Here is a 12,786-nt window from a genome sequence, read left to right as displayed (position 1 = left end):
GCCTTTTCAATCACAATGGAGGAATGCTCCCTCATGAATTACTCCGTGCTGCTTTCGCAAATGCTGCAGGCAACCCTGATGTCTCTGCGCATTTTCATTTCAACCCTGCTGTTTTCGCTCCCTTTGGGGCTGCTCGTCGCGGCGGGGCGCCGGACAAAAGTAAAGTTTATCCAGCTGCCCGTGCGGTTCTACATCCTGCTGATGCGCGGAACCCCGCTGATGCTTCAACTCCTCTTCATCTTTTATGGTCTCAAGCCGCTGACCGGAATTCAGTTGGATCGTGTTATTGCGGCTCAGGTCGCCTTTATTCTAAACTATGCGGCATATTTTGCTGAAATATTCCGTGGAGGAATCGACGCGGTGCCGCGGGGTCAGCAGGAAGCGGCCAAGGTGCTTGGCTTTTCCAGACGGCAGACGTTTTTCCGCATCATTCTGCCGCAGGTCTGCAAAATGATCCTGCCGCCCATGAGCAACGAATTTATCAATCTGGTGAAGGACACGTCGCTGGCGCAGGTGATCGGCGTGACGGAGCTGCTGCGCGTCACGTCGGACTGGGTCTCCTCCGCCGTCAGCATGGCGCCGTTCGCCGTCGCCGCCGTCTTCTACCTGGCGATGAACGCCGTCGTCACCCGCTGCTTCACCGTAGCGGAAAACCGTTTGAATTATTACCGTTAAGGAGGGAAATCTTATGCCGGTCCTGACCGCAAACAATCTTTATAAAAGCTTTGACGGTACCGAAGTACTGAAAGGGATTTCCCTCGATGTGGAGAAAGGCGAGGTCCTGACCGTCATCGGCCCGTCCGGATCGGGTAAAAGCACGCTCCTGCGCTGCATCACGCAGTTGGAGGATATTGACCGGGGCGAGGTTTCCATCTGCGGAGAAACACTGGTCAGCAATGGGAAAAGCGGTGCCGCCGTCTACTCCGACCGGGCGGCCTGCAACCGGATCGCCCTGCATCTGGGGCTGGTTTTTCAGAATTTCAATCTGTTCCCGCATTTTACCGTCCTGAGAAATATCACGGAGGCGCCGGTCCACGTACTGGGCAAAAAGAAAGCGGAGGCCGAAGCCTCCGCCAGAGAACTGCTGAAAAAGATGGAGCTTTCCGACAAAGCCGACGCTTATCCCTGCCAGCTCTCCGGCGGTCAGCAGCAGCGCGTCTCCATCGCGAGGGCGCTTGCCATGAATCCGGATCTCCTGCTTTTCGACGAGCCCACCAGCGCGCTGGACCCGGAACTGACCGGAGAAATTCTGAAGGTCATCCGGGAACTTGCCGCGGAACACAGGACCATGGTGGTCGTCACGCACGAAATGGCCTTTGCACGCGACGTGGCCGACCGCGTGGTCTTTATGGCGGACGGCGTCATCGTCGAACAGGGTACGCCGGACCAGGTGTTCGGCAATACGCAGAGCGAGAGGGCCAAGAGTTTTCTGTCCCGTTTCAACGAGTCCTGAAGCTCTTTGCCGGACCGGCCGGGCTTGTCGAAAAACAGGCAGGCTGTCGAAAGTCGTGCAAGTCAAGGCGCAGCCAACGCAGAAAGCAAAATTGCCCTACAATTTTGCGGTTGCGCGACTTTATCGACAGTCTGGGGCGTGCGGATTCAGATCCGCACGCCCGTTTTCTTCAGCGCGGCGCAAAGCGCCGGAACATTTTGCTCAAAGCAGAACCCGCTCATCCCCAGCATCCGGCCCGTTTCCACATTTTCCGGCCGGTCGTCGATAAAGAAGCACTCCTCCGGCAAAAGGCCGTAATTCCGGAACAGCGCGAGATAGATTTCTTTTTCCGGCTTCACACAGCGTTCATCCGCGGAAACAACCATCCCGTCAAAATACCGCATCGCGGGAATGTTCTGATAGAACCGGTAGAATCGCCGGCTCATGTTGGAAAGCAGATAAATCCCATAGCCGTTTTCCTTCAAACGGGATACGACCGGCTCCATTTCGTCGATCGGGACCAGCACGTCGTGCCAATGCTCGTACAGGTAACGCGCCGTTTCATGCAGCCGCGATGGAATTCTTTCCGAGACCAGCGCAAAATAGTCCTCGTCGCTCAAGGTTCCGCGGTCCGTTTCCAACCATTCCGGCGCGCAGAAAAGCTCCCGGTGAACCAGCTCCGCGTCCGATTCGTCCGGCACATATTTTCTGGTGAAACGCATCGGCTCATAGCGAAACAGCACCCACGCCATATCAAACACAATATTTCGTATCATGGCTTCTCCTTCAACGTCCCCGGAATGCACCGCTGCAAACCGGGGACGTCTTTATTTTTTCTCTTTTCTGCCGCACTGCCCGTGATACGGACACGCGGAACAGTCCCCTCCGCAGGAATGATTCCTGTGACGCCAGGCATAGCGTGCGGCAAGGAAAAAAAGCAGCGCCACAACCAGTACCAGTACAAGGTCCAGCGGGCCCATGAAATCATCTCCTTTTCCGTCAGCCGACGATCAGACGGCCGACCTGATACACCAAAAAGGAAGCAAGCCAAGCGACCCCGCACTGGTAAAGGACGACCCCGGCCGCGCTGCGGGCACTGTTCATCTCCTGCCGGACCGCGTTGACGGCGGCGACGCAGGGCGTGTACAGCAGCGTGAACGTCAGGAAGGTGAAGGCCGTCAGCGGGGTGAACATTCCGGCAAGCGCCTGCGGCAATCCGGAAACATCCGTTCCCGTCAAAACCGCCAGCGTGCTGATGACCGCCTCCTTCGCGGTGAAGCCGGTGATCAGCGCGGTGGAAGACCGCCAGTCCCCGAAGCCCAGCGGCGCGAAAATCGGCGCGATCCAGCGGCCGATCAGCGCCAGCATGCTGTCAGAGCTGTCGGAAACGGGGTTAAATCTCAAATCAAACGTCTGCAGGAACCAGATGATGATCGTGGCCACAAAAATCACGGTAAACGCGCGGACCAGAAAGTCGCGCGCTTTATCCCAAATCAGCAGCAGCACGCTTTTCGCGCTCGGCAGACGGTAGTTCGGCAGTTCCATTACAAACGGGACGGGATTGCCGTGAAAGACCGTCCCCCTCATCAGAAAACCGCTTCCGATCCCCATCAGGATTCCCATGACATACAAAAGGATCATGACCAGCGCGGCGTGACGCGGGAAAAACGCAGCGGTAAACACGGCGTAGATCGGCAGCTTTGCGCTGCAGCTCATGAACGGCGTCAGGAGGATCGTCATCTTGCGGTCCCGCTCGCTCGACAGGGTGCGGGTTGACATGATGGCGGGCACGGAGCAGCCGAAGCCGATCAGCATCGGAACGAAGCTCCGGCCGGAAAGGCCGATCCGGCGCAGAAGTTTGTCCATGACGAACGCGACCCGCGCCATGTAGCCGCTGTCCTCCAGAATAGAGAGGAAAAAGAACAATACCACGATAATCGGCAGAAACTGGAGAACACTCCCCACACCGGCGAACACGCCGTCGATAATCAGAGATTCGACGATCGGATTGATCCCGTAAGCGGTCAACCCTGCTTGCGCCGCATCGGTTACAAATGTGATTCCATCGGAAAGCAGATTGCTCAGCACATTGCCCAGTACGCCGAACGTCAGCCAGAAGATCAGCATCATGATCAAAAGAAAAATCGGAATCGCCAGATATTTTCCGGTGAGCACGCTGTCGATCGCGACGCTCCTTCTATGTTCTCTGGACTCTCCCATTTTGACAACGGTGGACGCGCAGAGGCCTTCAATAAAGGAATAGCGCATGTCGGCAAGCGCGGCTTCGCGGTCGGTGCCAAGCTCCCGCTCCATCTCCGTCACGTCGTGCATCACCATATCTTTTTCATTGTCCGAAAGCCGGAGCGCCTCCATCATCGGCTCGTCGCCCTCCACCAGCTTTGTGGCGGCGAACCGGGGCGGAACATGGATGCGCTGCGCGTGGTCCTCCACCAGGTGAGCGATGGAATGAATCGTGCGGTGTACCGCCCCGGAGCAAAAGTCCTGCCGCACGGGCCGGCGTTTGGCCTCGGCAACCTCCAGCACGGTATCGATCAGCTCGCCCACGCCCTCGTTTTTACTCGCGGAAATCGGGACGACCGGAACGCCGAGCTGCTTCTGAAATTCTTTGATCTTGATGGTTCCGCCGTTTGCGCGCACCTCATCCATCATGTTGAGAGCAATCACCATTGGAATATCCAGTTCGATGAGCTGCATACTCAAATAGAGATTTCGCTCAATATTGGTCGCATCCACAATGTTGATAATCGCGTCCGGATTGCTGTTCAGCAGGAAATCGCGCGTCACGATTTCTTCACTCGAATAGGGAGAAAGAGAATAGATGCCCGGCAGGTCGACAACCGTCACGTCCCTGTGCCCGCGAATCTGCCCGTCCTTCCTCGCGACCGTGACTCCCGGAAAATTCCCGACGTGCTGGTTGGAGCCGGTCAGTTGGTTGAAAAGCGTTGTTTTGCCGCAGTTCTGGTTACCCGCAAGCCCCAGAATCATAGACTTAGACCTCCTCGATCACAATGTTTTTCGCGTCTTCCATACGAAGCGTCAGCTCATAGCCCCTCAAATGAATTTCAATCGGGTCCCCCATCGGCGCCATCTTCCGGACCATCACGTCCGTGTTCGGCGTCAGTCCCATATCCAGCAGGCGGCGGCGCAGGGCCCCCTCTCCCCGAACCTCCAGAATTTTGGAATTTTTCCCGATTTTCAACTGGTCAAGCGTCAAATTTGCCCCTCCTTTCTCCATGAATCCCCCTCATGCGGCGGGCGTCCGATAAGTTAGTCTATGCTAACAATAATAGTGTATGCCTCCACAGGTCTTTTGTCAATAGACATTTGAAATGTTTTTGACGCCCGTTTCCTTTTCATTTTCCGACATTTCGCCCGCCTGCTTTCCTCCCGGATCCAAACTTTTATCGCGCAAAGCCGTGGGCGGTGTGGTATCTTTTTTTCTTTTCTGCATATCCTATTGACATATCAAAAATTACGCGATATAGTTTTAATAAGCAGATAATGAGATGTTTATGAATAGCAGGAAAGAGAGATATAAAATGAATCTGTCCGTTTGCGTATTCGGCGATTCCGTGTCGAAAGGCGTGGTTTTCGACAGCGTACTGAAAAAATACATCCTGCTGCGGGACTGCTTTGCCAACAGAATCAGAGGCAACTTCCCGGTCATCATCAAGAATTATTCCAAATTCGGCTGCACCGTCACCAGAGGAATGGAATTGCTGCGCCGGCACAAGAACGAATTATCCGGTTACGATTACACCGTTCTGGAGTTCGGCGGAAACGACTGCGACTTTGACTGGGCTGAGGTTTCCGCGGATCCGGAGCAGGATCATCAACCGAAAACCCCGGTCGGAGTATTTGAGCAGAAATACGAAGAATTGATTGAGCAGGTTAAAAAATGCGGAAGCCGGCCGGTCCTCCTCACTCTCCCGCCGATCGACGCAAAGCGGTATTTCGAATGGATTTCAAAGGGGCTGAATCCGGGTGCGATTCTGGAATGGCTGGGGGATATTGAACACATTTACCGCTGGCACGAGCGGTACAATCTGGCCGTCTGCCGGGTCGCCAAAGAATGCGGCGTTCCGCTGATCGATATCAGCAGCGCGTTTCTGGAACGGCACCATTATCAGGACCTTCTCTGCGACGACGGCATTCACCCGAACGAAAAAGGGCACCGCCTGATTTCCGCCGTGATCGGCAACACCATCAAACAGCTTCAAACCGCTACGGCGTAAAAACGGCGAAAGGCCGCTGTGGAAAATCCACAGCGGCCTTTTCAATCACGCTCAGACGGAATCCTTTTCCCCCGCGATGTCCCGCGCCACCACGACGCCGGTAACGGAGGACTGCATCAATCCCCGCGTGATGCCCGCGCCGTCGCCGATGGCGTAAAGATGTCCGACTGCGGTCTCAAAATTGGGCTGAACCGAAACTTTGGAGGAATAGAATTTGACCTCCACCCCATAGAGCAGCGTGTTTTTGGAGTAAAGCCCCGGCGCCAGCTTGTCGAACGCGCGCAGCGATTCGACGATGCTGGTCAGATGCCGGTGCGGAAGGACAAACGACAGGTCCCCCGGCACCGCGTTCTTCAAAGTCGGAATCGTCGTCGATTTGCCGAGCCTTGCCGCGTCGGTCCGGCGGCCCAGCAGCAAATCGCCGAGCCGCTGAACCATGATCCCGCCGCCGGTCAGCATGTTGCCGAGCTGCGCGATGTAGCGCCCGTACTCGATCGGCTGATGAAACGGCTCCGTAAACTTGGTGGAGACCAGCAGGGCGAAATTCGTGTTCTCCGTGTGCCGCTCCTCCTCCGCATAGGAATGCCCGTTGACGACGGCAATCCCGGAGCCCACGTCGTAATGCTCCTCGCTGACGATGCCCCCCGGATTCATGCAGAAGGTGCGCACGCGGTTTTCAAACGTATCCGAATAATAAACCAGCTTGGCCTCGTAAAGGTGTTTGGTCAGCGGGTCCATCACCGCGTTCGGCACCTCGACCCGGACGCCGATATCCACTTCGTTGTTCGTAATGTTCAGTCCCGTTTCCTGCGCGACGCGGGAAAGCCATTCCGCGCCGCCGCGTCCCGGCGCCAGCACCACATGCCGCCCCCTGACCAGCCGGCCGCCGTCCGGTCCGGAAAGGCGGACCCCGCCGGCCTTCCCGTTTTCGATCAGAACGGATTCTGCGGTGGTCTGCTCGCGGAATTCAAAATTCGGGCGCGAGCTGAGGTAACGGTACATCCCCATCAAAACTTTATAGGAGTACTCCGTCCCCATGTGCCGCACGGGGCACGGGATCAGGCGGATATTCTCCCGGCGCGCCTCGTAGGCGATCTTGTCCGCGAACTTATCGCTTTTTCCGTAGACCTGATCGGGCGCGCCGTAATGAAGGTAGACGCCGTCGACGTAACGGATGAGTTCCCTCGCCTGATCGACCGTCATGTAATCGGTGATGTTGCCGCCGACTTCCTCCGAAAGGGAGAGTTTCCCGTCGGAAAACGCCCCCGCGCCCGCCCAGCCGTTCATAATGCTGCACGTCGGGCAGTGCGCGCACCGGCCGCCCGTGCGCGCGGGACAGGTGCGGCGCTCCAGCGAACTGCCGGAGTCAACCACAAGGACGCTCATTTCCGGCGCCAGCCGGTCAAGTTCCAGCGCGGTGAAAATCCCGGCGGGACCTGCCCCCACAACGATGACATCATAAATCCGGTCCATATGAAAACTTTTCCTCCGATTTCTCCGTTTTCCGAATCATTTTTTCCAGTTCCCGTTCAAACGACTGATCGTCTTCCCCGGTCCGTTTTCTGTTTTTTCCCGCTCTGCCGCCCGCGCGCCGGATCTTCTGCCCCAGGGCGCGCTCAAACAGCAGCCGGTCCATATTATCCGCGCCGTAAACCATACCGTTCTGGTTCAGCGCCGCCGCGCCGCGGCCGAGCGACATCGCCGCGACGCCGTAGTCCTGCGTCACGACCAGATCCCCCGGCTCGATCAGGTTGACAAGCCGGAGATCCGCGCTGTCCCTGCCTTTGTCGACGATGATGACCGTGCTGTACCCGTCGTCCAAAACATGGCAGGTGTCCATCAGCATCGTCACCGGAATCCCATGACTTTTCGCGATTCTCACAATGATCTCCTTCACGGGGCAGGCGTCCGCGTCGACCAGGATCTTCAAGTTCCGCTCTCCTTTCGTTCGCTCCGGATGAGTTCGATCACTTCGAAGAGCGAAGGCACGCAGAAATCGACGATTTTTTTCAGCGCCTCGTCCGGCTCCAGAAGGTCGGGAACCATCACGGTTTTCATCCCCGCGTCGTGGGCGGACCGGATCCCGAGCGGCGAATCCTCCAGCGCCATGCAATCCGAGGGAGGAATTCCAAGCTCCGACGCGGCTTTTAAATAAATATCCGGGGCCGGCTTGCTCTTTTCCAGCATGTCGCCGAAAACCATCCGGTCAAAATACCGGGCGGCGCCGGCCTGCTCCAGATAGGGAAGCGCGTGCCGCCGGGAAGTTGACGTGGCGACCGCCAGAAGGAATCCCTCCCGTTTCAGAAAACTCAGCAGCTCAAACAGGCCGGGCTTCACCGGCACGCCGTTCTCCCGGATCAAGGCGCCGATGATCTCCTGCCTGCGGGCGGAAAAGCCCCGATAGGAAAAATCGCCGCCGAGATACCGAGTGTACAGCCCGCTGCATTCCTTTTCGTTCCTCCCTATCATTTCACGGGCGAAATCCGCTATACCCGGATACCCCAATTCCCTTCCCGCCTGCGCCGTGGCAACGTGAGTCAGCCGCTCGGTGTCGAACATCAAACCGTCCATATCAAAAATGACCGCCCGGATCATGAATTCCAACCTTTCCAAAAGCAAATTTTCATCTGTCAGCAGCATTGCAAAGATTCCTGTCCGGGCTTCGGGTTTCCCCGCCCGGAGATACAAAATAAGCAAAATCGTGGACGCCATGCCGGCTGCGCGGAAAAAACAGGATTGGAATTTTATCCATCCGGTTCGCGCTGCTGTGGCGTCCACGGCACTTGGAAATCACGGTTCGTCGTCTTCCGACCCGCATCGCCGGCCGACATTAATCGTCAATGCCACCGAACCGGGCCGGGGAATGGAAAATGGCCTCTGCTTTTCAAGCAGACCGTTATCCTACGCATCGGAATCTTCCGCGGTCTCCGTAAATCCGCCAAAACGATTGTATTATAACATTCTAAAACGGAATGTCAACACGGAAGGTCCCGTTTTTTCAATGAAATACGGAAACAGAGAGGATCAGGCCCGCGAACACGATGGCCACCATGGAGGTCAGCTTGATCAGGATGTTCAGCGAAGGCCCGGACGTATCCTTGAACGGATCGCCGACCGTGTCGCCGACCACGGCGGCTTTGTGCGCGCTGCTGCCCTTTCCCCCAAGCTGCCCGCTCTCGATGTACTTCTTCGCGTTGTCCCAGGCTCCGCCGGCGTTCGCCATCATGACCGCCATCACAAAGCCCGTCACCGTGGCGCCGGCCAGCATCCCGGCCACGCCGTTAACGCCCAGAACCAGCCCCACGACAATCGGCGACAGAATGCCGATCACGGCGGGAAGGATCATTTCCCTCTGGGCGGAGCGCGTGCAGATATCGACGCAGGTCTCGTAATCCGGCTCGGCCTCTCCCTCCATCAGGCCGGTGATCTCATGGAACTGCCGCCGGACTTCGTTGACGATGCTCTGCGCGGACCTCCCCACCGCGTTCATGGTAAACGCGGAAAACAGGAACGGAAGCGCGCCGCCGATGAACAGGCCGGTCAGCACCGTCGGATTCGTAATGCTGAGGTCAAACGCGTAGTCCGGCTTCAGGATCTTGACCTGGTTGATAAAGGATGCGATGAGCGCCAGGGCTGTCAGCGCGGCGGAGCCGATGGCAAATCCCTTGCCGGTCGCAGCCGTCGTATTTCCCAGGGAATCGAGCGCATCGGTCCTCTCCCGCACTTCTTCGCCCAATCCCGACATTTCCGCGATGCCGCCGGCGTTGTCCGCGACGGGGCCGTAGGCGTCGGTCGCAAGCGTGATGCCCAGGGTGGAGAGCATGCCCACCGCGGAAAGGCCGATCCCGTACAGGCCGTGGTTAAAGTCGGCGGCTCCGCCCGAGGCAAAGTAGCTGACAAGCACCGAGGCGCCGACGATGACGACCGGAAGGACGGTGGACTGCATTCCGAGCGCGAGCCCGCCGATGATCACCGTGGCCGGGCCGCCGGAGGAGTCCTCCGCCAGCGCGCGCGTCGGCCGGTAGGTGTCGGAAGTGAAATATTCGGTGGAAATGCCGATCAGAATCCCGGCCAGCAGCCCGGACAGGATGGCGAAGTACAGGCCCGTCTGGCCGCTTCCAAGACTGTACCGGATCAGCGGATAGGACGCCACCGCAATCAGCAGCGCGCTGATCCAGGTTCCGCGCCGCAGCGCGGAGAGCAGGTTCTTCTGAGTCGCGCCCTCTTTCGTCCGGACAAAGAAGGAGCCGATGATGGAGGCGAAAATTCCGATTGCGGCAAGAATCATCGGCAGCCCCACGCCCGCGAAGCCCAGACCGGCCGCAACCGCAAGGGAGGCGGTGGAGACGATGGAACCGACATAGGATTCAAACAGATCTGCGCCCATCCCTGCCACGTCGCCAACATTGTCTCCGACGTTGTCTGCAATCACGGCGGGGTTGCGCGGGTCGTCCTCCGGGATGCCCGCCTCCACCTTGCCGACCAGGTCCGCCCCGACATCGGCGGCCTTGGTGAAAATCCCTCCGCCCACGCGCGCGAACAGCGCCATCGAGGAGGCGCCCATGCCGGAGGTCAGAAGCGCTGAAGTAATCGCTTCGATCTGCGCGTTCTCAAGCGTCTGCCCCGCCGCAAGGGTCAGGTGCGCCGGATCGGAAAACCAGAATTTCAAAAGATAATACCACAGAGAAATATGTACGATGCCGAGGCCGACAACCACGAAGCCCATCACGGCCCCGGCTGAAAACGCGACGTGCAGGCCGGAGTTCAGGCTATGCTGCGCGGCGTTGGCCGTGCGGTCGTTCGCGTTCGTCGCGATCTTCATCCCGATAAAGCCCGAGAGCCCGGAAAAAAAACCGCCCGTGATGAAGGCAAACGGTACGAAGATCGTCAGGTAACCGCCGATGGACATTGCCAGCAGGATGACGAACATAATGCCGAAAAACAGCGCGACGCCGGTGTACTGCCGTTTCAGGTAAGCATTCGCCCCTCTGCGCACCGCCAGCGAAATCTTTTTCATCTGTTCGCTGCCCTCATCCGCCTTCAGCACGCCGGCCGCAAGAAACCACGCGAAAACCAGCGCTGCGACCGCCCCGATCGGTGCGAAAATGGTTGCTTCCATATAGGATCCCCCTTTTCCATATTTTCCATTATTTTCATTATAGACCAAAATCAGTTAAATTTCAATCGCATGTTTTCATACCGGAAGCCCTCCGGGAAATCGCAAGGGATTCAACAGCTCATGGCGGGCGGCGGCATCATGAATAATCTGTCGGGTATGTTCGACAACATGGACAGCCAGGTCGGTCAGATTGCCTCTCAGGTGGGAACGCCGCCGCAGGCGCGGTATGTAATACGCATAGCGTGACATTAGGAAGCTATCGTGCTAGTATAATAATATTGATTGAAGGATCAGCCAAATCGCCCTCGGATGGCCGATTCCACCATTCATTTAGCTATTTTCCGTGGTATAGGCTAATTTAGGCCGATCCACGCCGCAGGCAATAACATCACGGCAAAAGCCGATGAACAGATTACGCCCGAAAGATTTTTAGGATTTGAAACGTATGACTATAAGGATCATCATCTGAAGGTGAGCCGAATCACTTTCTCCACCAATGAACGATTTGTAATAGATCTTTATGTTAACGAAAACGAGGAGAGGTCTACATGAAAAAAGCACTGTCCCTATTATTGATTTTAGCAACAACCATTCTTGGCCCCCAAACGATGGCGTCGGCCGCGGCTTCGCCCGAGTCAGCGGATGAAATCGGTTATACAAACAGCGAGGTGCGCTTTTCCCTGACCCTGCCCGCATCATGGGCGGGGCAATACCGTATCATCTCCTCAGCAGCCTCCGTCTCGTTTCTTCACAGGGAATCTGAGGAGGACGGGAGCAAAACGGGTGTGCTGTTCAGCATCATAAGATATGACGGAAAATCAGCGGCGAAGGATGTGGTTGGCGCCGGAAAAAGGTATTTGGCTGCGCAGACGAACGAATATTCTTATGTTTTGGCCTATCCGTCCGGCGTCGAATACACCGACACGTCGAAGGCCGGATATCAGAAATTAGCAGCCGATATAGACAAGATCGGCAAGACGGTCTTTCCCATTATCAATACGACCGACCCGACCTACAAAGCCTTTTCGAAATTCGATGAAAACGGACTCACGGATAATCACATCTATACATTTGCGGACGGTTCCGTGGATGCGGCGCCGGGGGATTATTTATTGATGTTAAACGGGGAGTTTTCAGACGCCCACGTGATCATGAAGAACGACCGTGCGCTTGTACCGGTGAGTGTGATCCGGCAGACCTGCGGAGCAGACGTTCTCTGGGGCTATCAGGCCGGCAACGGCGATATCATTTCTTATGGCTCCAATAACGGTTCATCGAATCTGCCTCCGATTATAAAAATCCATAACAAAGACGGAAGCATGGACATCAAGATGACCGTGGGGCAGACCTCGGCCGATGTAAATGGCAAGACGGAAACGCTTGATACCCCGCCGGTGATTGCGAACAACACGGCGTATGTTCCGCTTCGCTTTGTCTGTGACTGCTTCGGTAAAGTGATCGGTTCTCTGCCCGCGGGCCAAGATGCCGGCGACCCGAAATCCGCCAAAAGTTTGGCCTTTAACCCAATTGTTTGGGTCGACGACTCTGAAAAAACTAATGCTGCCAAGCCCACGGACGCAACGCTGACATGGCTTAAGGCTCAGATGAATCAGGCATTGACAAGCCTGAAAAAGTATCGGGGTGCGATTCTGGAAGATACCGGCCCAAACGACCCGGCCTTTTCGCAAATCGCCGATGATATCAATAACACTTATTATGTCGGCAATGTCGGGCGTTACGCACTGTATCAGGGTCCATATCCCACACTGGTCGACGTAAATTCAAAAACGATCTATTTTTACACGGTTGGCTCCGGTTCCGGTTGGCGTATTTGGCAAGCAAACATGAATGATCCGGAAACGTTTATGCTTTATTACTTTGCGAGCTGATTATGACGATAAGAACAGAAATATTGATCATAAAAACGAATTAGAAATTAGATATTGCAGCATCTCAGTTGATTATGCAAGTGTGATTGT

At 56.4% G+C, this 12,786-nt stretch carries 12 protein-coding genes; 4 read left to right on the top strand and 8 right to left on the bottom strand.

Features of this window, described 5'->3' with window-relative positions; genetic code table 11:
- Window positions 1-33: 33 nt before the first annotated feature.
- Window positions 34-675, top strand: a complete 642-nt coding sequence (locus tag EQM14_RS03220; RefSeq protein ID WP_128741595.1) for an amino acid ABC transporter permease — start codon at window positions 34-36, stop codon at window positions 673-675.
- A 13-nt stretch (window positions 676-688) separates the two neighbouring features.
- Entirely contained in the window at window positions 689-1,453 is a 765-nt protein-coding gene (locus EQM14_RS03215; RefSeq protein WP_128741594.1) for an amino acid ABC transporter ATP-binding protein, read from the top strand.
- Window positions 1,454-1,599: 146 nt separating this feature from the next.
- On the opposite strand, the gene EQM14_RS03210 is transcribed toward EQM14_RS03215, so the two are convergent.
- Genes EQM14_RS03210 through EQM14_RS03195 form a run of 4 tightly spaced genes read right to left on the bottom strand, consistent with a single transcriptional unit; the run spans window position 1,600 to window position 4,688 of the window.
- Window positions 1,600-2,208, bottom strand: a complete 609-nt coding sequence (locus tag EQM14_RS03210) for an HAD family hydrolase (protein WP_128741593.1) — start codon at window positions 2,206-2,208, stop codon at window positions 1,600-1,602.
- 51 nt (window positions 2,209-2,259) lie between these two features.
- Window positions 2,260-2,412 (bottom strand): FeoB-associated Cys-rich membrane protein, encoded by a 153-nt coding sequence (locus EQM14_RS03205; RefSeq protein WP_128741592.1) that lies wholly within the window; start codon window positions 2,410-2,412, stop codon window positions 2,260-2,262.
- Window positions 2,413-2,431: 19 nt separating this feature from the next.
- A complete protein-coding gene (gene feoB, locus EQM14_RS03200) occupies window positions 2,432-4,438 on the bottom strand; it encodes a ferrous iron transport protein B (protein WP_128741591.1) in 2,007 nt (668 codons plus the stop codon).
- Window positions 4,439-4,442: 4 nt separating this feature from the next.
- Window positions 4,443-4,688 carry a FeoA family protein gene (locus EQM14_RS03195; protein WP_128741590.1) on the bottom strand — a complete coding sequence of 82 codons (246 nt, stop codon included), beginning with the start codon at window positions 4,686-4,688 and terminating at the stop codon, window positions 4,443-4,445.
- A gap of 304 nt (window positions 4,689-4,992) precedes the next feature.
- On the opposite strand from EQM14_RS03195, the gene EQM14_RS03190 reads away from it, so the two are divergent.
- The gene (locus EQM14_RS03190; RefSeq protein WP_205703195.1) at window positions 4,993-5,688 is read left to right on the top strand and encodes an SGNH/GDSL hydrolase family protein; all 696 of its coding nucleotides are present in this window, start codon (window positions 4,993-4,995) and stop codon (window positions 5,686-5,688) included.
- A gap of 51 nt (window positions 5,689-5,739) precedes the next feature.
- Here EQM14_RS03190 and EQM14_RS03185 read toward each other — a convergent pair whose 3' ends face one another.
- The 4 genes from EQM14_RS03185 to EQM14_RS03170 all read right to left on the bottom strand — a co-directional run bounded on the left by EQM14_RS03185 (window position 5,740) and on the right by EQM14_RS03170 (window position 10,807).
- Window positions 5,740-7,161 (bottom strand): NAD(P)/FAD-dependent oxidoreductase, encoded by a 1,422-nt coding sequence (locus EQM14_RS03185; protein WP_128741588.1) that lies wholly within the window; start codon window positions 7,159-7,161, stop codon window positions 5,740-5,742.
- Window positions 7,145-7,618 (bottom strand): YaiI/YqxD family protein, encoded by a 474-nt coding sequence (locus tag EQM14_RS03180; protein ID WP_128741587.1) that lies wholly within the window; start codon window positions 7,616-7,618, stop codon window positions 7,145-7,147. The genes EQM14_RS03185 and EQM14_RS03180 overlap by 17 nt, the downstream gene beginning before the upstream one ends.
- Window positions 7,615-8,328, bottom strand: a complete 714-nt coding sequence (locus EQM14_RS03175) for an HAD family hydrolase (RefSeq protein WP_164918944.1) — start codon at window positions 8,326-8,328, stop codon at window positions 7,615-7,617. The genes EQM14_RS03180 and EQM14_RS03175 overlap by 4 nt, the downstream gene beginning before the upstream one ends.
- Window positions 8,329-8,686: 358 nt before the next feature.
- The gene (locus tag EQM14_RS03170) at window positions 8,687-10,807 is read right to left on the bottom strand and encodes a sodium-translocating pyrophosphatase (protein ID WP_128741585.1); all 2,121 of its coding nucleotides are present in this window, start codon (window positions 10,805-10,807) and stop codon (window positions 8,687-8,689) included.
- A gap of 548 nt (window positions 10,808-11,355) precedes the next feature.
- On the opposite strand from EQM14_RS03170, the gene EQM14_RS16505 reads away from it, so the two are divergent.
- The gene (locus EQM14_RS16505) at window positions 11,356-12,696 is read left to right on the top strand and encodes a copper amine oxidase N-terminal domain-containing protein (protein WP_205703194.1); all 1,341 of its coding nucleotides are present in this window, start codon (window positions 11,356-11,358) and stop codon (window positions 12,694-12,696) included.
- Window positions 12,697-12,786 lie beyond the last annotated feature (90 nt).

Source organism: Caproiciproducens sp. NJN-50 (assembly GCF_004103755.1).
Lineage (GTDB): Bacteria > Bacillota > Clostridia > Oscillospirales > Acutalibacteraceae > Caproicibacter.
This window is presented reverse-complemented; position numbering and strand designations above follow the sequence as displayed.